Here is a 22,818-nt window from a genome sequence, read left to right on the forward strand (position 1 = left end):
TCTTTGGGTCGTTAGCGGAAAACGTAACGAACCGTTAAACCGGACTCATTTGAACTTCAATCGGCTGAGCGCTGGGTCGAACTTCAAGGCGGCATTTGTGGCGGAGGACAGCAGTTCTCGGGTGTGTCCGACCTCCGGTCGATTTGGCGCCTGCTAGTTCTTGGCTTCGCTTGTCACTGTTTCGCAGTCACGGCGTCGGCCATAGCAATACCGCGTACGTCAGGGCGGTTCTGTATTTCTGACAACACATCGTCCAGTGCACTGAGGCTCAGGCCGAACCGCACCGCCAGTCGAAATTTCCCATCAAAGCCCTTGCAGCGATTGATCTCTTCGACGACGAAAAAGGGCGCCTGGGCGCCCATTTTTCATACTCGAACCTAATTGAAACTCAGTTCTGCGAGGCCAGCTGGCGGCGGCGAACACCAAGCAAGGCGGCTCCTCCCAGACCCATCAAGAGCCAGGAGCTCGGTTCGGGCACGGCGCTGACGTTCAGCGCTGCGTTCTCAAACCAGACGCTGCCGGTGGCGTTGTTGGCAGCGAATTCGACCTTCACCGCAGTGGTGCCATCTGGGGCGACGGCGCTGAGCGAGTAAGCCTCCCAGGGGTGGGGGATGTCGTAGTTCGGCCCGTAAACGGCAGGGTCGACGGTGTTTCTGGATGCGGTCCCCAGCAGCGTCGAATCGCTGTTCAGGAAGTACAGCGTCATCGTGCCGGTGGGCAGCCACCAAGCATCGGCGCCACTGAAGACTTCCAAGGTGTAGTTCAAACCGGAGCTGGCTGCCACCGTTTGCCAAAAGCGCCCACCGCCGCCGTTGCCGGCAGCGCCGGTCACCAGGTACTGCGAGCCATTCATGCTGACGGCGGCGTTGCTCTCCACATTGGCCCAGCCACCGCCTTCGGCGCTTTTGTTCCATGAGGCCGCATTGTTGAAGTCGCCATCGATCAGCAGTGATTCGGCGTTAGCGGCACCAGCGGTCGCCATGCACGCGGCAGCCAGGAGGCAAAGGGAAAACTTTGAGTTCATCGGGCGTTCTTTCCTAGAAGAGCGAACAAGATCAGTTTGCGCCGCTTGCGCAAGACCCCGGTTCCGACCGATCCGCAGTTCGTTAAGCATGGGGTTGAAATTGATCTTATTGAAATTAACTTTTTATTAACTTCGTTTTAACCCTAAGGTCAGTTGCCTCATCCACTCTTGCGAACGAATGGGGCTTTGGCTGCTTAGCATGTGGCCTGAAATCCTTGTGAAACGCTGCCCGGTTGCCGTCAGAGCGGCCTGCAGAATTGAATTCAGGGTTAATGCGGGTTTAACAATAAATTAACGACTTCAATAATCCGCCGGCGAAAGCGCCAGCGGCCTGTCATCGGGATGGGCCTCAAACGGAGGACTGAAACCATGCCTGCATCCCGCCCTATCCGCGCCCTGGCGCGTCACGTCCCTGCGACCCAATCAAGCCCTCTTGTGCCGAGTCGACCGTCCGGCTGGCTGGCAGTGATGGCCTTGCTCAGCTTGTCTGCTTGTGGCGGCTCATCCGCCCCGGATGAATCGGCCCAGGTTCAAACAGCGAATGCCCGAGCCTTGGCAGCTTCAATCGGCAAAATCACTCCGCCGGTCACGCCGCCCGCTGCGGAGTTGGGCTTTCTGCGCAGCAGCGGTACGCAGTGGGTCAAGGCCAATGGCGAGGCGGTGCAACTCAAGGGCACCAATCTGGGCAATTGGCTCGTGCAAGAGTTTTGGATGATGGGTCAGGGCGGCAATGGTGTCATCGACCAATGCACGCTAGAAGCGCAACTGACCACTCGCTTTGGCTACGCCGAGAAAGAGCGCCTGATCCAGCTCTACCGCGACAACTGGATCAAAGAGCGTGATTGGGACCAGATCAAGGCCTTCGGCTTCAACTTGGTGCGGCTGCCGATTCTTTGGAGCGTCATTGAGGACGAGAAGAAGCCAAAGACACTGCGCGCCGATGCCTGGAAGTACATCGACTGGTCGATTGCCGAGGCAAAGAAGCGCGGCATCTACCTAATTCTTGATCTGCACGGTGCGGTAGGTGGCCAAACGCCCAATGACCACACAGGCTGCTCGGGCCAGAACAAGTACTGGACCAGCCCTGAGTTTCAGGAGCGCACCCGCTGGCTGTGGGAGCAGATCGCTGCGCGCTACAAGGACGAGCCGGCGGTCGCCGCCTACGACCCGCTTAACGAGCCCTGGGGCTCCACCGCCGAAGACATGGCCACGCGCGTGACCGAGCTCTATCAGACGATCCGAAGGATCGACAACAAGCACATCGTCTTGCTCCCAGCGCATTACGGCAACTTCGAGGTCTATGGCGACCCTGCAGCCAAGGGCATGAGCAATGTGGCCTTTGAGCTGCACCCCTATCCAGGCTTGTTTGGCGACCGGCCAAATGACGCGCCCTACGACATCCATCGAGATTGGCTGCGTTGCGGCCCGCAGGGCACGGGCGGGGTTTGCGATGTGAACCTGCGCGTCAAGGCGAGCAACACACCGATGCTGATGGGTGAGTTCCAACCCTGGCAATCGGCCGGGCTGGACTTGGGCGGTCGCATCGGGCGCGCGACCTATGACACCTATGGCTCCTATGGCTGGGCAGCCACCAATTGGGCCTATAAGTTTGTCAGCACCGCGGGTGGGCAAGGGCAGGGCACCTGGGGCATGGTGACCAATGCGGTCGATACCAAGCGTGACACCGGCCTGGGCCTAGCGGTCAAGGCCAGCACCTGGGATTGCGCCAAATGGGACGCCCGCTTCGCCGACGCCTGCGCCAAGAAGCCCAGCACCATCAAGATTGGCGGCAGCGGCGCCAAGACCTATTACTTGGTGATCAAGACCGGCGCCACCGGCGGCGGTTCAACCGATGTGAGCTTTGACAATATCAGCCTGGTCAATGAATCCAGCAAGGCCGAGATGCTGGTCAATGGCGGATTTGGCAGCGCTAACGGGTGGACCACGCTGACCATCAACGGCCGAGAGAACTTTGATTTCAACTACCGAGTGGGCGACAAGACGCCGGTGGGCGGCGATGGTCCAGTCTTGCGCGCTTCTCGCCCGGCCGGTGTAAGTGGCTTGATCAATGGCGCGGTCTACCAAGCGGTCACCCTGCAAGGTGGGCAGAGCTACAGCTTGAGCGGCAGCTTCCGCAGCAACAACAGCACGGAAGCCTGGGCCGAGGTCTATCTGGTGCCCCAAGAGCCAACGCCGGGCGTGGACGTGGTGGACCAAGCCGGCAAGGTGGACTTCACCCGCGCGCCGGTGGCAGAGATCGAGGCCTTGTTCAAGAGCTATGGCAGCCAGGCTTACGAGGTCCACAAAGGTCTGGCCAAGTACTTGCCGGGGGCCGGCGTCAGCATCTTCAGCTTGCCTGCCCAGCCCAAAGGCTTGAAAGTCACGCCCGTCGCCAACGGCGCAGAACTCAGCTGGGCCGCCAATGGCGAGCTGGATCTGGCCGGCTACCGTGTCTACCGCAGCCGACTGCGTGGCGATGCCAGCGGCGCAACTCGCTTGGTCAGCGGGCACAAACTGAATACCTACACGGACACCACTGTCGAGCCCGGCGTCAGGTACTTCTACACGGTCAGTGCCATCGATGCTGAGGACGAAAGCTATCGCAGCGAAGAAGTCACCAATCTGCCGAACTACAGCGTGGCTTTGCCGGCCAAGATTGAAGCGGAGGACTATTCCGCCATGTTGGGCATACAGCTGGAAGACTGCTCCGACACCGGTGGCGGAAAGGACGTCGGCCACTTCGAGCCGGGCCGTTACATCGAGTTTGAAGTCTCCAGTGCGAGCGCGGCCAAGTTCGCCATCGACTATCGCCTGGCCAGCGGCGGCGGCAGTACGGGCTTTGAGGTCTTGATCGATGGCGTCAAGGTGGATGCGATGGCGGTGCCCGACACCGGCGGCTGGCAGTCTTGGAAGACCTTCAGCGGCGCCAGCTTCAATCTGGGCGCAGGCCCACATCGCTTGCGCCTGCAGGCCGTCGGCGGCGGCTGGAACATCAACCATCTGATCGTCAAGAAGGTGAACTGAAGCGTGGCCTAAGCAAGGCGGGCGAGCCTATCGCTCGTCACGCCTTCGCCTCTTTCAAATCAAGCGCACACAAGGATTCAAACCATGAAACTCATGCAAAAGAAAATGTTCCAGGCCACCGCCTTGACCCTCGCCAGCTTGCTGGCTCTAGGCCATGCCCAAGCGGCTCAAGTGGTCGCCGCACCCTCGATCGCGAAGATCGCAGCGCCAACGTCGACACCCCAAGCATCGATCAGCAGCCTGGCCATTGACGTGGCTGAGGCAAAAAGCGTGGGCTTGGCCGGCACACCCGGCAACACGGTGCTGAACTTCCAGGTCGGTGGCGGCGCGCTGATCAGCTCGCTGGATTGGAACGTGACCCTGAGCGCTTTTGGCGCCAGTTGGCTCAGCGATATGGAGGTGCGCTTCAGCAGCAGCGCGGGCAATGACGGGGTCTGGTTGACGCCTGGCAGCGAGGGCTCGGCCGGCACCATGAGCTACATCGGCGCGGTCAATCTGCTCGATGCAGGGCTGGCTTTTAACGTGCAGTCCGACGGCATCTTGCGGGTGGAGTTCGCCGAGACCATGAAAGACCTGGCCCCCGATTTGCCTGATGGGCAGTGGGATGCTGGCCAAATTCAGGTGGGCATCACCTCTGCCGTGCCCGAGCCATCGAGCTACGCTTTGATGGCTTTTGGCCTGCTGGCTGTGGTTGGGGGGCTGCGGCGCCGCTAAGCCTAAGAGCTGCGGCGCTGCTCAGCGGGGATTAGGCAAGGCACTGTCCTTGCCATCCCTACAGCTCCGCGCCGAGTTCATCCTCCTCGCCACTTTGGCCTTGGTGGCCAGCCTCATCCCTATCGCCTTGGCGGTTCGGCAACAGGTGCGCGAGTTAATGCAACGCGAGCCTGCCTTGGTGGAGCGCGCCTATATGGACTCCTGCCGCGCCGAGCTGAAGGGCTAAGTGGCGCCACTGGAGCGCTGGGGTTGCATGATTGGCACCGGGCTTTACCTCGGCGACATCTAAGCCACCATGGCCCAGCTGGACGCTCTGGCCAGCAGCAATATTGCCACCACCATGCTTTGGATCGCCGGCATCGCCGTCGGCCGCGTGGACTTGATCTGCAGCTGCAGCCTCTTGCTCAATGTCAGCGAGCAAGGGGGAGGCGATTGAACCGTCACAGCAGGCTCAGGCCGCCGCCGCCGCCGCCGCCGCCGTCGCCGGCATTGGCATTGGCATTGGCATTGGCATTGGCATTGGCATTCTTGTTGTTGCGGCGAAAGCCCTGCAGCAGTTGGCCCGATGTTGCGGGCGTACAAAGTCGAAAAAAAACTACGCTAGCTTTCCGCCCGCCAACTCGACCTGCGGCTTCGGCTTCAACGCGATTTAGCGGCGGCCACAATGCGCTTAATCGCCTCGGCATTGCTCATTTTGTCGCTGTTCCAGAACTGGCTGATCGCGTCTTTCAGCGCCCATTCAATTGGCGAAGTGACGGCCATGCCATTGGCCACCGAGGGCAGCAGGGCGGCCGACTTGGCCGCCGCGGTGAATTCTTGGGTCGAAGCTTTGGCGCAGTCGTCGAACTTGTCCATCTTCATGCCCATTCGCACCGGGATGCTGCCCTTGTTCAAATTAAAGACTTCTTGGAACTCGGGTGACATGACCGCGCTGGCCAGGTCTTTCTGGGCGGCGGTGTTGGCCGGGTTCTTTAGCTTGAACATCGCAAACGAGTCGATCACATAAATGAAGGCCTTGCTGGTGCTCGGGGCCGGCGCGCAAATAAAGCCCTTGCCCGGCAGGCTGCCGGCCGCCAGGAACTCGCCCTTGGCCCAGTCGCCCATCAACTGCATGCCCGCCTCGCCGCGGATGACCATGGCGGTCGCCAGATTCCAGTCGCGACCCGGGGAGTTCTTATCGGTGTAAGGCTTGATGCGCTTGTAAGTGCTCAAGACCTTTTCCATCGTCGGGCCGCTCAGGGCCTCGAGATCACGCTGCACCAAGGCCTGCTGATAAAACTCCGGCCCCCCTACGCCCAGAGCCACGGTCTCAAACAGGGTCAGGTCTTGCCAGCTCTGGCCGCCATGAGCCAAGGCGATCACGCCGGCTTTCTTGAGGATTTCAGCCGCCGCAAAGAACTCGTCCCAATTGCTGGGCACTTTGGCGCCGGTGCGGGCAAAGACCACGGGGTTCACCCACAGCCAATTGACCCGATGCACATTGACCGGCACGGCGATGTAGTCGCCGCGGTACTTCATTTGCTCGCTGACCACCTTGGGCAGCAGCTCGTCCCAGCGCTCGGTCTTGGCCACATCATTGATGCTGGCCAGCACGCCTTCATGCGCCCAGGCTTGCAGCGAGGGCCCTTTGATTTGCGCGGCGGCCGGCGCATTGCCCGACACCACCCGCGACTTCAGCACGGTGATGGCCGAGTCGCCGCCGCTGCCGGCCACCGCAAAGTCCTTCCAGCTGTGCCCCTTGGCTTGCATGCTGGCCTTCAGCGCCTGCGCGGCGCGGGCTTCGCCGCCGCTGGTCCACCAGTGCAAAACCTCGATTTCGCCCGCCCGAGCCGAGCCGACGCCAAACAGCGAACAGCAAGCCCAGGCCAGCAGCAGGGCAGCGCGGGTTTGCGGCCTTGCTTTCAAAACTTGTCTGATGGGTGCTCCTAGGCCCTGCCGCTCACCGGCGTGCAGGCGTTCCAAGGCTTGGGTGGGCTTCATTGATGCATGAGTTCCTGGCGTGAGCCCGGCGCTGACGGCGCAGGGAAGCTATGGATTATTAACAATAAATTAACGCGTTGGTTTGGGGGCTATCCCTGGGCAGCAACCGGCAGGCTGACGCGGGCGAGTGCGCCATGCGGTTGCACTGGCAGCAACTGGACCCGCCCGGCGTGGCGCTCGACGATCTCGCGCACGATGGCCAGGCCCAGGCCGCAGCCGGTGCCGTCATGGGTGGCGCGCACAAAGCGCTCGAAGACGCGTTCAGACTCGCTGGCCGGCACGCCGGGGCCGTTGTCTTCCACCTCCAGAAACGCTTGGCCATCTTTGGCATAGACGCGCACGGTGACGCTGGCGCCTCGGCCGGCGTAGCGGATCGCGTTGTCGATCAGGTTGACCAGAGCCTCGCGCAACAAGGATTCAAAGCCGCGCACCGGGCAGCTGCCGCCTTGCTCCGAGGGCTCAAAGCCCAGATCCACCCCGGCCGCCAGCGCGCGCGGAACCATCTCGGTGCTGATCTCGCGGGCCAGCTGGCTCAGGTCCAAGCGGCTGCGGGCTTGCTGGCTGGCCGATTCGGGCTCGGCCCGCGCCAGGCTCAGCAACTGGTTCACCAAGTGAGCGCTGCGGGTGGCGCTGCTGTGCACCAGTTGCAGCCGGGCTTGCAGGGCCGGGTCTTTAGCGTCCAAGAGGGCCAGCTCGGTCTGGCTTTTCAGTCCGGCCAGCGGAGTGCGCAACTGGTGCGCGGCGTCGCTGATGAAGCGCTTTTGCGCCACCACATTGTGGTTCACCTCGACCAGCAAGCTATTCATGGCCAGGGCCAGCGAGCGCACTTCGGGCGGCGCGGCATTGATCTTGATGGGGGTCAGGTCATTGGCGGCGCGCCCCTCCACTTGGCGCTGCAGCAGGGCCAGCGGCTTCAGGCCGGTACGTACGCCGGCCCAGACGATCATGGTCATCAAGGCCATCAGGGCCGACAGCGGCAGCACGGTGTCGAGCAGGATTTGCCGCGCCAGCAACTCGCGGTTGGTGCTGGAGCGGGCCACTTGCACCAGCATGCTCTGGCCGGGAGAGTCGGGCGTACCGTAGCGCAACAGCAAGGCGGCCACGCGCAGGCGCTGCGGCTCTGAGCTAGCCGGCGCGCCACTGGCGCTGGATTCGGGCGAGGCCGCAGCCTCATGCGCGGCCAGCTTGCCGTTGTAGAAAAAAGGCTCGCCGTAAACCGGCTTGGCGCCGCGCGGCAGCGGAGGCAGATTGCGATTGCCTAGGATGAATTGGCCGGGCGGCATGCTGACGGTGTAGAGCACCCGGTCACTGGGGTCGGCTTCCAGAATGTCTTGCGCGGCGCGCGGGAAATCGATGAACAGGCCGTTGTCCAGCGGTTTGACCTGCCGGGCCAGCGTTCGCGAGGTCTGCGACAAGCTCGCATCAATGGCCGCATTGGCGTAATGCTCGGCCAGCTTGTAGGTGAACAAGGCAGCGGCCAACCACAAGACCACCTGCGGCATCAGCAGCCAGACAAACAGCTGCCGATGCAGCGAGCGGGCGGCCGTGCTCACATGGGGGGCTTCGCTCACCGTCTCGGGGGCATTCATGTCGGGCGGCTCAAGTCGGTGTGTGCAAGCCGCCGCCGGCTTCGGCTTCCAGCAAATAGCCCAGGCCGCGCACGGTGCGAATCTGCAGGCCGGTGCCTTCCAGCTTGCGGCGCAGGCGGTGGATATAGACCTCGACTGAATTGCCGCCGCCGTTCTCACCACGGTCTTGAGCCCAGGCGGTGACGATCTGCTCCTTGGTGACGACCCGGTCGCGCTCCAGCAAGAGCAGGTCTAACAAGAGCCATTCGCGCGGGCTCAACTCCAGCGATTCACCGTGCACGCTGGCGCGCCGGGCATTGCGGTCGAAGTTCAGATTGCCCAGCTCCTGCCCGGCGGTCAGCGGCCGGCCGCGGCGCAACAGGGCGTGCAGCCGCGCCTTCAGTTCCGGGAAGTCAAAAGGCTTGGTCAGGTAGTCGTCCGCGCCAGCGTTCAGGCCGGAGACCCGGTCGTCCAGGCTGTCCAGCGCAGTCAAGATCAAGACCGGCAGATTACGCCGCGCTGCACGCAGTTTCTTTAACACTGTTAAGCCATCGACCATGGGCAAGCCCAGATCCAGGATGGCGATATCAAAGGGCGACTTCAGCAACAGGTACTCGGCCACCGCCCCATTGGGCGCATGTTCGACCTCAAATCCAGAGCGCCGCAGCTGCACGGTCAGGGCGTCGGCCAGGATGGCATCGTCTTCGGCTAGCAATAGGTTCATGGGGTGTCAGGCGGTTGGCCGTAGGTGATGGTTTTAAAACATCAGTTCAAGGGTTAATACCAAATTAACGAAACATTAACATCGTTAAGAATGCATGCCAGTTTCAGCGCTTTATGACAGGGCAGTGTAATGTCCGTTCGCTGATGCCGATGCCTTGCCCCAGGACAGTCACAGGAGACAACCCGAGATGAAGAACTCCCAGCAATTCAGCGACACGCAGCAAAGCGCAGTGCGCCGGCGTGGTTTGGCCTTGCAGATCAGTCCGGTCGCGGCCGCCTGCGCCATGCTTTTGTTTACAGCCCAAGTCTGCCAAGCCCAGTCTGCAACTGCTGCAGAGACCAAGGCACAGGCTGAGAACGCGCAGCAACTGGAAACCGTTGTGGTCAGCGGGATTCGGCGCGGCATCGAGGCCTCAGTGGCCTCCAAGCGCAACTCCGACTCCATCGTGGAAGTGATCTCGGCCGAAGACATCGGCAAGCTGCCCGACACCAGCATTGCCGAGTCGCTGTCGCGCCTGCCAGGTCTGACCGCGCAGCGCGTCGACGGTCGTGCCCAAGGCATCCAGGTCCGCGGTCTGGCGGGCAACTTTGCCGGCACCTTGCTGAATGGCCGTGAAATGGTCAGCACCAGCGATAACCGCGGCGTCGAATTCGACCAGTTCCCCTCTGAGTTGCTGAGCGCGGTGAAGGTCTACAAAACGCCTGACGCCAGCTTGGTGGGCCAAGGTCTGGCCGGCACCATCGACATGCAAACCGTGCGTCCGCTGAACTTCGGCGGCCGCCAGCTGGTCTTCAACGCCCGCGCCGAAAGAAACTCGAACGGCCAGGTCACCCCCGGACCCGGCGCCAACGGCAACCGCCTGAGCGCTTCTTACATCGATCAATTCGCCGATCGCACCATCGGCGTGGCGATTGGCTTTGCGCATCTGGACTCCCCCGGCCAAGAGAAGCACTACAAATCCTGGTGGTGGGCCGACACCGGCCCTTGGGGCAAGCAGATCGCTGGCGTGCCCAAGGGCGCGGCCACGCTGAACGGCTTTGAAGACACTGTTACCGCTTCCAAGCAGGTGCGCAATGGTTTGATGGCCGCGCTGGAATACAAGCCCAATGACAAGTTCCACAGCGTGCTGGACCTGTACTACAGCAAGTTCAAGCAAGAGCGCAATTACCGCGGGCTGATGTCCAACCTCGGCCCCACTTGGAATGATGCCACCGAGCCGGTCTATTCGAATGTGAAGACGGGCGAGGTCAATGGCGACCTGTTCGTGACCAGCGCCACCGTCGGCAATTTGAAGCCGGTGCATCTGAGCCAGTTCAACACCCGCGATGACGACATCCGCGCCTTTGGTTGGAACAACAAGCTGAAGATTGGCGATTCCTGGGTCGCGGCGGCTGACCTGAGCTACTCGCGCGCCAAGCGTCAAGAGCAGTTCATGGAGCTCAGCGCTGGCTCGGTCTTACCGACCACGCTGGACGTCAATGTGCAGACCGGCAGCGGCATCTCGCAAATCACCACGCCCTTCAACTATTCGGACCCCAGCAAGATCTTGTTGAGCGATCCGGGCGGCTGGGGCCGCGACGGCCGCAGCAACTACCCGATGTCGAATGACGAGATCAAGGCGCTGCGCCTCTCGGCCAAGCGTGATCTGGAAGGCTTCTTCAGCAGCGTCGAGCTGGGGCTGAACCTGAATCAGCGCAGCAAAGACGTCGACATGATGGAGTACGAGCTCAATCTGAAAAACGGCCGCGTGCCGGTGGCCGTGCCCTCAAACCTTTTGTTGGGCAACACCTCCTTGGCCTTTGGTGGCATTCCGGCGGTGCTCTCCTACGATGTGGTGGGCGCCAAGGATGCGCTCTACAACCAGGTCGAGGTGGGTGCTGACAAGACGTTTGCCCGTCACTACGGTGTGTCGGAGAAAGTCTCCACCGCCTATATGCAGGCCAATATCGACACCACGCTGTTCGGTCGTCCCCTGCGCGGCAATATGGGCGTGCAGTATGTGCGCACCCATCAGGAGTCGAACGGCTTTGTTTGGGACGGCAGCAAGTCGGTGCCCATCACCGGCGGCACCGACTATGTCGACTGGCTGCCCAGTTTGAACTTGGTCTCCGAGTTGCCGGCTGACACCATCGTGCGCTTCGGCCTGGCGCGTTCCAACGCTCGCCCGCGCATGAACGATATGCGTGCCGGCTTCACCGGCGTGAGCGTGGACCCCGTCATCAAGACCTGGACCGGCAGCGGTGGCAACCCCACTCTGAAGCCATGGCTCGCCGACTCGGTGGACTTGTCGATCGAGAAGTACATCGGCAAGCGCAGCTACATCTCCTACGCGATCTTTCACAAGAAGCTGCTCAACTGGATTGGCGAGGGCAAAGTTCTGTATGACTTCACCGGCTTCCCCAATAACGGCAAGCCGCCGGTGCAGCCGATCTCCAACATCGGTATCTTGAGCACGCTGCAAAACGGCAATGGCGGCATGGTGGCGGGTTACGAGTTGGCCGCCTCTTTGGAAGCGTCGATGCTGAGCAAGGCCTTGGATGGCTTCGGCGTGGTGGCCAGCTACTCCAACACCCGCAGCACGGTGAAGGACGACGGCTTCAAGAACGGCATCGATGGCTTGTCCGGCGTCGTGCGCAGCTTGTCGGTCTATTACGAGAAGGGCGGCTTCTCGGCGCGACTTGGCCAGCGTTATCGCTCGGACTTCAGCGCCAAGACCCGCGGGATCTTCTACTCGGAAGCCATCAGCAATATCAACGAAGAAACGGTGACCGATATGCAAGTGGGCTACAGCTTCGATGCCGGCATGTTCAAGGGTCTGGGTCTGCTCTTGCAGGTCAACAACCTGACGGATGAGCCCTATCGGACCAGTGTCAGCGTCGGCAATGGCAAGAACCCGGATAACCTGATGCCCGAGCGGTACACCACTTACGGCCGTCAAATCATGATGGGAGTGAACTACAAGTTCTAAGCACCAAAGCGCTCGCCTTCGGTGAGCCTTAGGGAAGAAACGTTGGGCAGGTGGGGTGAACTCAGCCTTGATTGACGATGGAGGCTGTCTTCATCCCCCTGCCCACGGCGCCACAGCCGAGTCACGAAATTGTTTGAGGCCGCCATGCCCATGCCCACGCACTTAACCCGACTTCCATCGCTCTTGTCTTGCCTGAGTGCCGCGGCCTTCTTGGTTTGTGCTGCGGCGCAGACCCAGGCCGCGCCCACCTTGCGCGACTGGCCCGCCGTGAAAAGCGCGGTAGCGCAAGACCCGGCGATGGAGGCGCGCATTGCGGCCATCGTGGCGGGCATGAGCTTGGCCGAAAAGGTGGGTCAGATGACCCAGCCGGAGATCAAATCCATCACCCCCGCTGAAGTGGGGCGTTACTACATTGGCTCGGTGCTGAATGGCGGCGGCACCTGGCCTGGCAATAAGCGCGATGCCTCGGCTGCCGATTGGCTGGCCTTGTCGCAAGCCTATTACGAGGCCTCCATGGCCAGCGGCGCGCGCACGCCCATCCCGCTGATCTGGGGCACCGACGCGGTCCACGGCCACGGCAATGTGCGTGGCGCGACCCTGTTTCCACACAATATCGGCCTGGGCGCTGCGAATGACGCCGCCTTGGTCGAAGCTATCGGCGCGGCCACCGCCAAGGCAGTGCGCGCCACGGGCATTCAATGGGTATTCGCCCCGACCTTGGCGGTGGCACAAGATGCCCGCTGGGGTCGCACCTATGAGAGCTTTTCGGCCGACCCGCAAGTGGTGGCCCGTCTGGGCGCCGCCTCGGTGCGCGGCTTGCAAGGTGACCTGAAGAGTGACAGCAAGGTGGTCGCCACCGCCAAGCATTTCATCGGCGACGGCAGCACCGAGTTTGGCCGCGACCAGGGTCACAGCAAGATCAGCCGCGCGCAAATGATCAATGTGCACGGCCAGGGCTATTACGCCACCCTGGCCACCGGCGTGCAGACGGTGATGGCTTCCTTCCACAGCTGGACCGATGTCGGCGCAAAGACAGCCGCCAAACCCAATGGCCATGACTACGGCAAGATGCACGGCAGCCACGCCCTGCTGACCGAGGCCTTGAAGCAGAAAATGGGCTTTGACGGCTTTGTCGTCTCCGACTGGAACGGCATCGGCCAAGTCCCCGGCTGCAGCGACAACAGCTGCGCCCAGGCCATCAAGGCCGGGGTGGACATGGTGATGGTGCCCGAGGACTGGCGCGCCTTCATCAAGAACACCATCGCCCAGGTCGAGCGCGGCGAGATCCCGATGGCTCGCATTGACGATGCGGTGAGCCGCATCCTGCGCGTCAAGCTGCGCGCCGGTTTGTTCGAAACCGCCCCCAAGCAAAGCGCGGTAGCCGGCAAGTCCGAAGCCTTGCTGGAACGCGACTTGGCCCGCCGTGCGGTGCGCCAGACCCTGGTGCTCTTGAAGAACGGGCGTGGCACGCTGCCCTTGGCTCAAGGCAAACGAATCCTGGTTGTGGGCAAGAGCGCCGACAACCTGACCAACCAGGCCGGCGGCTGGAGCTTGACCTGGCAGGGCACCGATACGCAATACGCCGATTTCCCGTCTTCACAATCGCTGCTGGCGGGCATCCGCGAAGTGGCCGGCGCGGCCGAAGTTGCCTTCAGCGCCAACGCCGCCGATGTGGATGTGAGCCGCTTCGATGCCGTCATCGCGGTGATTGGCGAAACCCCTTATGCCGAAGGCGTAGGTGACATCTCGCCTTCCAGCAGCTTGCAGCACAGCCAGCGCTACCCCGAAGACTTGGCCGTTTTGCGCGCCGTCAGCGGCAAGGGCGTGCCGGTGACCACCGTCTTCATGAGTGGCCGCACCGTCTACACCCACGACTTGCTGAACCTGTCCGACGCCTTTGTGGCCGCCTGGTTGCCAGGCAGCGAAGCCGGCGGCGTGGCCGATGTTTTGTTCAAAGGCGCGAACGGTCAGCCGGCCCATGACTTCCGCGCCAAGCTGCCGTTTGCCTGGCCGGCCGCGCCTTGCGTCAGCGCCAAGAGCAAGCCTTTGTTCAAAGCCGGCTACGGCCTGAGCTACGCCAAGCCCGGCCATGTGTCGCAATTGCCTGTGCGGCAGATGAGCGGCGGCTGCGATGTATCCAAAGAGCTCTTGATCTTCCGCCAGACCGGTCAAGGCCCCTTCCAAATGCATGTGGGCAGCCCCACGGGGGCATGGCCGAATCGCGGCCTGGGTTCGGATTTGAATGCGGTGCTGGAGGTGCCGGCCGAACAGCCCGCTATTCGAGTCTCCAGCAGCCAGGTCAACACCCAGCAAGACGCCAAGCGTTTGGTCTGGATGGGACCGGCCACCTTCCATATCGGTGCGAACCAGCTGAGTGATCTGATGGTTTACCCCGCGCCAGCGCTGGTGTTCGACCTGATCGTCGAGCAAGCCGCCACCCAGCCGGTGCGCTTGCGCATGGAATGCGGCTCCGGCGCTCCCGCCTGCGCCGGCACGCTGAACCTGAATACGGCCCTGGCCGGCCGGCCCGTCGGTCAGCGCCAGAGCTTGAAGATTCCGCTCGCCTGCTTTGCCGAACAGGGCGCCAATCTGAGCCGCATCGGCTCACCCTTCAGCCTCAGTGCCGACGCACCTTTTGCTGCGGCCATCGCCAACATCCGCGTCGTCTCGGGGGCTGCCCGCGATGCCGACGCACTCAGCTGCACTCAGTTTTCCAACGCTTCTCAACCATGACATTGCCGACTTCCTCGCCCTTGAACGCCGAACTGAACTCCGAACTGAGCGCCGCTACCGCCATGCCGCTGATTGTGCGCAGCGACTTCCCCAGCGACTTCCGTTGGGGTTGCTCCACCTCCTCCTACCAAATCGAAGGCGCGATCCATGAAGACGGCCGTGGCGAGTCGATCTGGGATCGCTTTTGCAACGAGCCCGGTCGCATTCGTGACGGCAGCAGCGGCGAGGTGGCCTGCGACCACTACCACCGCTGGCCCGAAGATCTGGACATGGCCCAGCAACTGGGCGTCAACGCCTACCGCTTCTCCATCGCCTGGCCGCGCGTGCTGCCGCAAGGGCGCGGTGCCGCCAATGAAAAGGGTTTGGACTTCTATTCCCGCCTGGTCGACGGCATGCTGGAGCGCGGCCTGCAACCCTGGGCCACGCTCTACCACTGGGATCTGCCGCAAGCATTGCAAGACAAAGGCGGCTGGGCCAATCGCGCCACCATCGATGCCTTCCTTGAGTACACCGAACTGGTGGCGCGCCGCCTGGGCGACCGTGTCAAGCACTGGATCACCCACAACGAGCCCTATTGCACCGCCTTCCTCGGCAACTTCGAAGGCAACCACGCGCCGGGTTTGAAGGATCACAAGACCGCCTTGCTGGTCTGCCACCATCTGCTGCTCTCGCATGGCCGCGCCGTGCCGCTGATCAAGCGTCTGGTGCCTGATGCGCAAGTTGGCATCACGCTGAGCCTGCACCCGATCTCGCCGGCCAGCAATAGCGCCGCCGATGCCGCCGCGGCTGAGCGCCACGACGGTCTGCGCAATCGCTGGTTCCTCGACCCCTTGCATGACCGTGGCTATCCGCAAGACATCTTGGCGCTCTTAGGCGACGATGCGCCGCACGCGCTCAGCACCGATCTGCGCGAGATCGCCACGCCGACCGATTTCTTGGGCGTCAATTACTACTTCCCTGAGCGGATTGAGAACGCACCCGGTGTGGCCCCCATCGCCACCCGCGTGGTCGAGACGCCCGGCGTCGAGCGCACCGCCTTTGGCTGGGAAGTTGACCCCGAGGGCATGGTGACCCTGCTGACCCGCATCCAGCGCGACTACGCGCCGAATTGCGTCTACCTGACCGAGAACGGCTCGACCTTCGAGGACGAGATGCTGCCCGACGGCCGTGTTGAGGATGTGCAGCGCCGCAGCTACCTGGCCCGCCACCTGGCGGCCGCGCGGCGCTCCATGGCTGCCGGCGTGCCTTTGAAGGGCTATTTTGCCTGGAGCTTGCTCGATAACTTCGAGTGGGCCGAAGGCTATCTGCGCCGCTTCGGTCTGAGTTATGTTGATTTTGAAACCCAGCAACGTACCCTGAAGGCCAGCGGCCAGTGGTACGCCCAGTTCCTGCAGCCTGGAGACGCTGAAAAGTGAAAGCCCTTTCTCGCCCCGTTCTTCGCCCTGTACTGCGCAAGTTCGCTTGCTTGCTTGCAGCCCTCGGGAGCGCCGGTATTGCACAGGCGCAGGCAAAGCCTGCTGCTGCTCCGGCGGCGCCTCTGAAGGCCGAAGTCATCCACTGGTGGACCTCGGGCGGCGAGTCGGCCGCCGTCAAAGCCCTGGCCGATGCGTATAGCGCCGCCGGTGGCGCCTGGAAGGACACGGCCGTGGCCCTGGGCGAGCAAGCCCGCTCGGTGGCCATCAACCGCATCGTCGGCGGCAACCCGCCAACCGCTGCGCAGTTCAACACCTCCAAGCAGTTTCTGGATGTGGTGGAACAAGGCCTGTTGAACAATATCGACGAGGCCGCTGCCGCCGGCAAGTGGGATCAGGTCTTGCCCGAGACTGTGCTCAAGGTCATCAAGGTCAAGGGCCATTACTACGCCGCGCCGGTCAATATCCATATGCCGGCTTGGATCTGGACCTCCAAGGCCGCCTTCAAGAAGGCCGGCATCACGGCCGAGCCCAAGACCATGGACGAGCTCTTCGCGGCGCTCGACAAGCTCAAGGCCGCCGGCCTGATCGGCCTGGCTCATGGCGGCCAGCCCTGGCAGGACAACACGGTGTTCGCCGCCGTACTCAGCAATGTGGGCGGGCGCGAGCTCTACCTCAAGGTCATGCGCGACCGCGACCCCAAGGCCATCATGTCGCCCGAGTTCAAGAACGTGCTGCTGAGCTTCAAGCGCTTGCAGAGCTATGTGGACAAGGGCTCGCCGGGCCGCAACTGGAATGACGCCACCGCCTTGCTGATCAATGGAAAGGCCGGCGTGCAGTTCATGGGTGACTGGGCCAAGGGCGAGTTCGCCCTGGCCAAGCAAGAAGCCGGGCGCGACTACGGCTGCATCGCCGGCTTCGGCCCCAACTCGCCCTACATCATCCAGGGCGATGTTTTGGTCTTCCCCAAGACCAATCAGCCCGAGGCCATCAAGGCGCAGAAACTACTTGCCACCGTGGCCACCACACCGGCCACGCAGATCGCTTTCAGCATCAAGAAGGGTTCGATCCCGGCGCGCACCGATATCGATGCAAGTCAGCTGGACATCTGCGGTCAGCAGGGGGTGGCCATCATGAAGGACAAGTCGCGCCACCTGGGCAATGGCGAGGTCTACCTGACGCCGGATCAAAACGGCGCCATTCAAGACATCGTCACTGCCTACTGGAACCGCAACATCCCGGTCGAGAAGGTGCAAAAAGACCTGATCGCGGCGCTCAATGGCAACTGATGACAAGCCACTGATGTCGAGCAAACCACGGCTTTCAATCTTCCGCAGGCTCACGCCCTGGGCGGCCTTGTTACCCATGGCGCTGACGGTCCTGCTGGGCTATCTAGGCGCTGTGCTCTGGAGCCTGCGTGTTTCGCTGAGCAGCTCGCGCACCTTCCCCAAGGATGACTTCGTCGGCCTGGCCCAGTACGAGCGCCTGTTTGGCAACGAACGCTGGTTGCTCTCGCTGGAGAACCTGGCCATCTATGGCGTTCTGTTCATCCTGGCCTGCATGGTGATCGGCTTCTTGTTGGCCGTCTTCATCGACCAAAAGGTGAGGGGCGAGGGCCTCTTGCGCACTATTTTTCTCTACCCCTACGCCATGTCTTTCGTGGCCACCGGCCTGGTCTGGCAATGGGTGCTCAATCCCACCGACGGTATCCAGCAAGCGGTGCGTCAAATGGGCTTCGAGAACTTCACCTTTGACTGGATCATTGACCAAGACAAGGTGATCTACACCGTGGTGATCGCTTCGGTCTGGCAGGCCTCGGGCCTGGTGATGGCGCTTCTCTTGGCCGGCCTGCGCGGCATTGATGAAGACATCTGGAAGGCTGCGCGCATCGACGGCATCAAGCCTTGGCGTGTGTACCTGTCTATCGTTTTGCCGATGCTCGGCGCCTCCTTTGCCACCGTCTTCGTGCTGCTGTTCACCGCAGCGGTCAAGGTGTTTGACGCCGTCGCCGCCATGACCCAGGGCGGCCCCGGCACAGCCAGCGATGTGCCGGCCAAATTCATCATGGACCACCTGTTCGGCCGCGCCAATGTGGCCCTGGCCTCGGCCGGCGCCATCGTGCTGCTGCTCACCGTCCTGGCCCTGGTGGCGCCATTTTTCTACGCCCGCAGCCGCAAGGCGATGAAGGGGAGGGGCGCATGAGCCACTCAGCTCTTGTGATGAAAACACAAGCCGCACGCCGCGCCAAGGCACGCGGGAAATTCAATCCAGCCCGCTGGGGCATCTACGCCTTCTTGGTGACGGCCGCCCTGTTCTTCTTGGCCCCGCTCTACATCATGCTGGTCACCTCTTTCAAGACCATGGAAGAGATTCGCCTGGGCCAGTTGTTCGCGCTGCCCATGCAGGCCACGCTGGACCCTTGGCGAGCAGCCTGGAGCGAGGTCTGCACGGGCGTGTCTTGTGAGGGCATCAGCGCGGGTTTCTGGAACTCGGTCGCCATCGTGGTGCCCAGCACCATCCTGCCGGTGTTCATCGGGGCTTTGAATGGCTATGCGCTGAGCTTCTGGCGGCCGCGCGGCGCCAACCTGCTGTTTGGCATCTTGATGCTGGGCGCCTTCATTCCCGTGCAAGTGATGATTTATCCGCTGGTCAAGGTGATGGCGACGCTGGGCTTGTACAGCTCGCTGCCCGGCATCGTGTTCGTGCACCTGATCTTCAGCATGCCGGTGATGACGCTGCTGTTCCGCAACTACTACAGCGCCATTCCGCAAGAACTGTTCAAGGCGGCGCGCATCGATGGTGGCGGCTTCTGGCGCATCTTCTTGCAGCTGATGTTGCCCATGTCCACGCCCATCATCGTGGTGGCGGCCATCATGCAGGTGACCGGGGTTTGGAACGACTACATCCTCGGCCTGGTCTTCGCCGGCCGCGAGCATCTGCCGATGACGGTGCAGCTCAATAACGTGATCAACACCACCACCGGTGAGCGGCTTTACAACGTGAACATGGCGGCCACCATCCTCACCTCCATGGTGCCCTTGCTGGTTTATTTCGTCTCCGGACGCTGGTTTGTGCGCGGCATTGCGGCCGGCGCGGTCAAAGGTTGATTGAGAGAAAAATGATGACGACGACGAGCCCACAGCCCAAGAGTGGAGTCAGCATCCGCGACTTGTGCATACGCTTCGATGGCAACGAGGTCATCAAGGGCCTGAATCTGGAGATCCATGAGGGCGAGTTCTTGGTTTTGCTCGGCCCCTCGGGCTGTGGCAAGTCCACCTTGCTGCACAGCATTGCCGGCTTGACCGATTTTGAGAGCATTGCCGAAGGCACCGTGGAGATTGCCGGTCAGGACATGACCTTCGCCGACCCCAGCGAGCGCGGCATCGGCATGGTGTTTCAGTCCTATGCCCTCTACCCGACCATGACGGTGGAGAAGAATATGTCCTTCGGCCTGCGCGTCAGCGGCTGCCCCAAGGACGAGTTGCAGCGCCGCGTGCAGCGCGTGGCCACCATGCTGCAGTTGCAGCCGCTGCTGCAGCGCAAGCCGGGACAGCTCTCCGGCGGCCAACGCCAGCGCGTGGCCATCGGCCGCGCCCTGGTGCGGGAGGCGGCGGTGCTGTTGTTTGACGAGCCGCTGTCCAACTTGGACGCCAAGTTGCGCGCCGAGCTGCGCCGCGAGCTCAAGCTGCTGCACAAAAACCTCGGTTCGACCATGATTTACGTCACCCACGACCAGGTGGAAGCCATGACCCTGGCCAGCCGCATCGTGGTGATGAAGGGCGGCGTGATCCAGCAAATCGGCGCGCCGACCGAGGTCTATGAGCGACCGGCCAATCTCTTCGTCGCGGGCTTTTTGGGCGCGCCGGGCATGAATCTGGTGCCGGGCACGCTGGACGTTGCAGCCGATGGCGCGGTGTCTTTGCGCGGCGGCCTGAATGCCGAGCTCAGCGCTTACCCCTTCCAGAATCGCCCACAGGCGAATCAGCCAGTGCTGCTGGGCGTTCGCCCCGAGCATGTGCGCTTGGACCCGCAAGGCGCCTGGCGCGGTGTCGTCCATCTGATTGAGCCCATGGGCAACCACCAGGTGGTCTGGCTGAAGTCCGGCGAGCAGCTTTTGGCCGCCATCGTCGAGGACCATGTGCAGTTGCAGCCGGATCAAACGGTCAGCTTCCAGCTCGACCTGGCGCGCGCCTCGCTGTTTGATCAGCGCAGCGAGCAGCGGCTTTAAGACCAAAGCCCAGAGCCCCATCACCGGAGAGTTTTCAGATGAGCCTTCCACCCTTGCGCCGCATCGTCATTGCGGGCGGCGGCACGGCGGGTTGGATGAGCGCTGCGGCGCTGTCCCGCCTGCTGCCCGGCGCGTACGAGATCCATCTGGTCGAGTCCGAAGAGATCGGCACGATCGGCGTGGGCGAAGCCACCATTCCCAATATCAAGAACTTCAATGCCGCTTTAGGCATTGATGAAGACGACTTCATCCGCGCGACTCAAGGCACTTTCAAGCTGGGCATTGAGTTCGTCAATTGGGGTGCCATCGGCGAGCGCTACATCCACGGTTTTGGCAAGTTTGGCCAGGACTTTGGTTCGGTCAGCTTTCACCAGCAATGGCTGAGGTTACGCCGTGCTGGGCTGGCAGCGGAGTTGGGCGAGTACTCGATCAACACCATGGCGCCGCTGCAAGCCAAGTTCATGCGCGCCCGGCCCGAGATGGTGGGCTCGCCCTTAGCCGATATTGCCAGCGCCTACCAATTCGACGCCTCGCTCTATGCCAAGTATTTGCGTCAATATGCCGAGCAGCGCGACGTGCGCCGCAGCGAGGGGCGCATCGTTGAAGTCCAGCAAGCTGTAGCAGACGGCAGGATTCAAGCCTTGCGTCTGGACAGCGGCGTCTTGATCGAGGGCGACTTCTTCCTCGACTGCACCGGCATGCATGCCTTGCTGATGGCCAAGACCTTGGGCGTGGGCTTTGAAGACTGGTCGCACTGGCTGCCTTGTGACCGGGCCATCGCCGTGCCTTGCGAGTCCGCCGGCCCCTTGTTGCCCATCACCCGGGCGACGGCGCACAGCGCCGGTTGGCAGTGGCGCATCCCGCTACAGCACCGCACCGGCAATGGCCATGTCTTCGCCAGCCGCTTCATGGACGAGGCTGAAGCCAAAGCCGTGCTGATGCGCCATCTGGACGGCAAGCCGCTGGCCGAGCCAAGGGTGATCAAGTTCCAGCCCGGTCGTCTCAACAAGGCTTGGCAGCAGAACTGCGTGGCTGTGGGTCTGGCCGCGGGCTTTTTGGAACCTTTGGAGTCGACCAGCATTCATTTGATCCAGACCGCGCTGGCGCGGCTGATCAGCTTCTTCCCGCATGGCGGGCTCGGTGCGGCCGACATCGATGAGTACAACCGCCAGACTCAGTTCGAGTTGGAGCGCATCCGCGACTTCATCATCCTGCACTACAAGGCCACGGCCCGTGATGACTCCGCCTTCTGGAACCATTGCCGCCAGATGGAGGTGCCCGAGACGCTGCAGCGCAAGATGGACCTTTACCGCAGCAATGGCCGCATCTTCCGCGAGGGCGAGGAGCTCTTCGCCGAGGTCAGCTGGTTGCAGGTGATGAACGGCCAAGGCCTGCGGCCCCAGGGCTACCACCCGCTGGCCGAGGAAACACCGCTGGCCGAGGCGCAAGAGCTGCTGGATCACATCAAGCAGGTTATCACCCGCTGCGTGCAGGTGATGCCTACACAGGCCGACTTCATTGCTGAGCACTGCCAAGCGGCATCGATGGAGAAGCAGGCATGTTGATCGCACGATTTCTTTCTCGCTGTGCGCTTCATCTTGCCGTGCTGATGAGCACAACGCTCGCGCTACCGGCCCTGGCCGCCGGCCCTAGTCTGCAGATCGCCAGCTACAACCTGCGCCTGAATCTGGCCTCCGATGGCCCTAACGCCTGGCCCAAACGTGCCGAGGCCGTCAAGGCCTTGATCCGTTATCACGAGTTCGATGTTTTCGGCACCCAGGAAGGCATGCCTGAGCAGATCGATGAGCTGGCCGCCATGGGTGAGTTCGCCTTTGTGGGCGTGGGCCGCGATGACGGCAAGCGCGGCGGTGAGCACTCGGCCATCTTCTTCCGCAAGACCCGCTTTGAAGCGCTCAGCCATGGCGACTTCTGGCTCAGCCAGACGCCGGATCAGCCTTCCAAGGGCTGGGACGCCCGTTGCTGCAATCGCCTGGCGACTTGGGTGCAGCTGCGCGACCGAGAGAGCGGCCGCAACTTCTTTGTGTTCTCGGTGCACTTTGACCATGAAGGCGAAGTGGCGCGCAAAGAATCGGCCAAGCTCTTGCTGCAAAAGGTCAAGGCCATTGCGGGCGCGGCGCCGGTGTTCTGCCTCGGCGACTTCAATTCCACGCCGGAGACCGAGCAGATCCGCCTGATGCAGGCCAGTTTGCGCGATGCCTATCTGGTCAGCCAAAGCCCGCCCTATGGGCCGGTGGGCACCTTCAATGGCTTCAAGATCGACGCACCCATGGACGCGCGCATCGACTACGTTTTCCTCAGCCCCGGCATCACGGTGCTCAAGTACGGCGTGCTCAGCGATTCGCTGGCGGGCCGCTTCCCATCCGACCACCATCCGCTGCTGCTGCGTGCGCGGCTGGATTGATCTGCTCCTTTTATTTCAAGG

General features: G+C 62.3%; 19 protein-coding genes. 14 read left to right on the top strand and 5 right to left on the bottom strand.

Annotation, left to right across the window (positions count from 1 at the left end; all coding sequences use genetic code 11):
- Positions 1-173 precede the first annotated feature (173 nt).
- Positions 174-362 (bottom strand): hypothetical protein, encoded by a 189-nt coding sequence (locus AABB87_RS16380; protein ID WP_341972268.1) that lies wholly within the window; start codon positions 360-362, stop codon positions 174-176.
- A 26-nt stretch (positions 363-388) separates the two neighbouring features.
- On the bottom strand, positions 389-982 hold the full coding sequence (locus AABB87_RS16385; RefSeq protein ID WP_341972270.1) for a PEP-CTERM sorting domain-containing protein: 594 nt from the start codon (positions 980-982) through the stop codon (positions 389-391).
- A 411-nt stretch (positions 983-1,393) separates the two neighbouring features.
- Between AABB87_RS16385 and AABB87_RS16390 the strand changes: the two genes are divergently transcribed.
- The 5 genes from AABB87_RS16390 (at position 1,394) to AABB87_RS16410 (ending at position 5,415) form a co-directional block, all read left to right on the top strand.
- A complete protein-coding gene (locus AABB87_RS16390) occupies positions 1,394-4,048 on the top strand; it encodes a cellulase family glycosylhydrolase (RefSeq protein ID WP_341972271.1) in 2,655 nt (884 codons plus the stop codon).
- Between the two features lie 84 nt (positions 4,049-4,132).
- Positions 4,133-4,762, top strand: coding sequence for a PEP-CTERM sorting domain-containing protein (locus AABB87_RS16395; protein ID WP_341972273.1), 630 nt, complete (start codon positions 4,133-4,135; stop codon positions 4,760-4,762).
- 49 nt (positions 4,763-4,811) lie between these two features.
- Positions 4,812-4,988 carry a hypothetical protein gene (locus AABB87_RS16400; RefSeq protein WP_341972275.1) on the top strand — a complete coding sequence of 59 codons (177 nt, stop codon included), beginning with the start codon at positions 4,812-4,814 and terminating at the stop codon, positions 4,986-4,988.
- 69 nt (positions 4,989-5,057) lie between these two features.
- Positions 5,058-5,198, top strand: coding sequence for a hypothetical protein (locus tag AABB87_RS16405; RefSeq protein ID WP_341972276.1), 141 nt, complete (start codon positions 5,058-5,060; stop codon positions 5,196-5,198).
- Positions 5,170-5,415, top strand: a complete 246-nt coding sequence (locus AABB87_RS16410) for a hypothetical protein (RefSeq protein ID WP_341972279.1) — start codon at positions 5,170-5,172, stop codon at positions 5,413-5,415. Before AABB87_RS16405 ends, AABB87_RS16410 begins: the two co-directional genes overlap by 29 nt.
- On the opposite strand, the gene AABB87_RS16415 is transcribed toward AABB87_RS16410, so the two are convergent.
- The 3 genes from AABB87_RS16415 to AABB87_RS16425 all read right to left on the bottom strand — a co-directional run bounded on the left by AABB87_RS16415 (position 5,402) and on the right by AABB87_RS16425 (position 9,034).
- A complete protein-coding gene (locus AABB87_RS16415; protein ID WP_341972281.1) occupies positions 5,402-6,742 on the bottom strand; it encodes an ABC transporter substrate-binding protein in 1,341 nt (446 codons plus the stop codon). The two genes, AABB87_RS16410 and AABB87_RS16415, sit on opposite strands and share 14 nt — an antisense overlap.
- An 89-nt stretch (positions 6,743-6,831) precedes the next feature.
- Entirely contained in the window at positions 6,832-8,331 is a 1,500-nt protein-coding gene (locus tag AABB87_RS16420; RefSeq protein WP_341972283.1) for a sensor histidine kinase, read from the bottom strand.
- A 10-nt stretch (positions 8,332-8,341) separates the two neighbouring features.
- Complete coding sequence (locus AABB87_RS16425; protein ID WP_341972285.1) at positions 8,342-9,034, bottom strand: response regulator transcription factor; 693 nt, start codon at positions 9,032-9,034, stop codon at positions 8,342-8,344.
- A gap of 187 nt (positions 9,035-9,221) precedes the next feature.
- On the opposite strand from AABB87_RS16425, the gene AABB87_RS16430 reads away from it, so the two are divergent.
- The 9 genes from AABB87_RS16430 to AABB87_RS16470 all read left to right on the top strand — a co-directional run bounded on the left by AABB87_RS16430 (position 9,222) and on the right by AABB87_RS16470 (position 22,797).
- Entirely contained in the window at positions 9,222-12,002 is a 2,781-nt protein-coding gene (locus AABB87_RS16430) for a TonB-dependent receptor (protein ID WP_341972287.1), read from the top strand.
- Positions 12,003-12,152: 150 nt separating this feature from the next.
- Positions 12,153-14,735, top strand: coding sequence for a glycoside hydrolase family 3 protein (locus tag AABB87_RS16435; RefSeq protein ID WP_341972289.1), 2,583 nt, complete (start codon positions 12,153-12,155; stop codon positions 14,733-14,735).
- The gene (locus tag AABB87_RS16440) at positions 14,732-16,150 is read left to right on the top strand and encodes a GH1 family beta-glucosidase (RefSeq protein ID WP_341972291.1); all 1,419 of its coding nucleotides are present in this window, start codon (positions 14,732-14,734) and stop codon (positions 16,148-16,150) included. Before AABB87_RS16435 ends, AABB87_RS16440 begins: the two co-directional genes overlap by 4 nt.
- 50 nt (positions 16,151-16,200) lie before the next feature.
- Positions 16,201-17,436, top strand: coding sequence for an ABC transporter substrate-binding protein (locus tag AABB87_RS16445; protein ID WP_341972293.1), 1,236 nt, complete (start codon positions 16,201-16,203; stop codon positions 17,434-17,436).
- A 13-nt stretch (positions 17,437-17,449) separates the two neighbouring features.
- Positions 17,450-18,349 carry a carbohydrate ABC transporter permease gene (locus AABB87_RS16450; RefSeq protein WP_341972295.1) on the top strand — a complete coding sequence of 300 codons (900 nt, stop codon included), beginning with the start codon at positions 17,450-17,452 and terminating at the stop codon, positions 18,347-18,349.
- Positions 18,350-18,366: 17 nt separating this feature from the next.
- Positions 18,367-19,254, top strand: a complete 888-nt coding sequence (locus AABB87_RS16455; protein WP_341972299.1) for a carbohydrate ABC transporter permease — start codon at positions 18,367-18,369, stop codon at positions 19,252-19,254.
- An 11-nt stretch (positions 19,255-19,265) separates the two neighbouring features.
- The gene (locus tag AABB87_RS16460; protein WP_341972301.1) at positions 19,266-20,375 is read left to right on the top strand and encodes an ABC transporter ATP-binding protein; all 1,110 of its coding nucleotides are present in this window, start codon (positions 19,266-19,268) and stop codon (positions 20,373-20,375) included.
- Between the two features lie 38 nt (positions 20,376-20,413).
- Positions 20,414-21,940: a tryptophan halogenase family protein gene (locus AABB87_RS16465; protein WP_341972303.1), complete on the top strand. Its 1,527-nt coding sequence runs from the start codon at positions 20,414-20,416 to the stop codon at positions 21,938-21,940.
- Between the two features lie 44 nt (positions 21,941-21,984).
- Positions 21,985-22,797 (top strand): endonuclease/exonuclease/phosphatase family protein, encoded by an 813-nt coding sequence (locus tag AABB87_RS16470; RefSeq protein ID WP_341972305.1) that lies wholly within the window; start codon positions 21,985-21,987, stop codon positions 22,795-22,797.
- Positions 22,798-22,818 lie beyond the last annotated feature (21 nt).

This window comes from Roseateles sp. PN1 (assembly GCF_038419725.1).
Lineage (GTDB): Bacteria > Pseudomonadota > Gammaproteobacteria > Burkholderiales > Burkholderiaceae_C > Paucibacter_A.

Bases quoted from the DNA above. Each gene is read 5' to 3' on its own strand.
- AABB87_RS16435 (WP_341972289.1), top strand. From the start codon at position 12,153: ATGCCCACGCACTTAACCCGACTTCCATCGCTCTTGTCTTGCCTGAGT.
- AABB87_RS16450 (WP_341972295.1), top strand. From the start codon at position 17,450: ATGTCGAGCAAACCACGGCTTTCAATCTTCCGCAGGCTCACGCCCTGG.
- AABB87_RS16455 (WP_341972299.1), top strand. From the start codon at position 18,367: ATGAAAACACAAGCCGCACGCCGCGCCAAGGCACGCGGGAAATTCAAT.
- AABB87_RS16415 (WP_341972281.1), bottom strand. From the start codon at position 6,742: ATGAAGCCCACCCAAGCCTTGGAACGCCTGCACGCCGGTGAGCGGCAG.
- AABB87_RS16440 (WP_341972291.1), top strand. From the start codon at position 14,732: ATGACATTGCCGACTTCCTCGCCCTTGAACGCCGAACTGAACTCCGAA.
- AABB87_RS16380 (WP_341972268.1), bottom strand. From the start codon at position 362: ATGGGCGCCCAGGCGCCCTTTTTCGTCGTCGAAGAGATCAATCGCTGC.
- AABB87_RS16470 (WP_341972305.1), top strand. From the start codon at position 21,985: ATGAGCACAACGCTCGCGCTACCGGCCCTGGCCGCCGGCCCTAGTCTG.
- AABB87_RS16430 (WP_341972287.1), top strand. From the start codon at position 9,222: ATGAAGAACTCCCAGCAATTCAGCGACACGCAGCAAAGCGCAGTGCGC.
- AABB87_RS16465 (WP_341972303.1), top strand. From the start codon at position 20,414: ATGAGCCTTCCACCCTTGCGCCGCATCGTCATTGCGGGCGGCGGCACG.
- AABB87_RS16425 (WP_341972285.1), bottom strand. From the start codon at position 9,034: ATGAACCTATTGCTAGCCGAAGACGATGCCATCCTGGCCGACGCCCTG.
- AABB87_RS16410 (WP_341972279.1), top strand. From the start codon at position 5,170: ATGTCAGCGAGCAAGGGGGAGGCGATTGAACCGTCACAGCAGGCTCAG.
- AABB87_RS16385 (WP_341972270.1), bottom strand. From the start codon at position 982: ATGGCGACCGCTGGTGCCGCTAACGCCGAATCACTGCTGATCGATGGC.
- AABB87_RS16460 (WP_341972301.1), top strand. From the start codon at position 19,266: ATGATGACGACGACGAGCCCACAGCCCAAGAGTGGAGTCAGCATCCGC.
- AABB87_RS16420 (WP_341972283.1), bottom strand. From the start codon at position 8,331: ATGAATGCCCCCGAGACGGTGAGCGAAGCCCCCCATGTGAGCACGGCC.
- AABB87_RS16395 (WP_341972273.1), top strand. From the start codon at position 4,133: ATGAAACTCATGCAAAAGAAAATGTTCCAGGCCACCGCCTTGACCCTC.
- AABB87_RS16405 (WP_341972276.1), top strand. From the start codon at position 5,058: ATGGCCCAGCTGGACGCTCTGGCCAGCAGCAATATTGCCACCACCATG.
- AABB87_RS16390 (WP_341972271.1), top strand. From the start codon at position 1,394: ATGCCTGCATCCCGCCCTATCCGCGCCCTGGCGCGTCACGTCCCTGCG.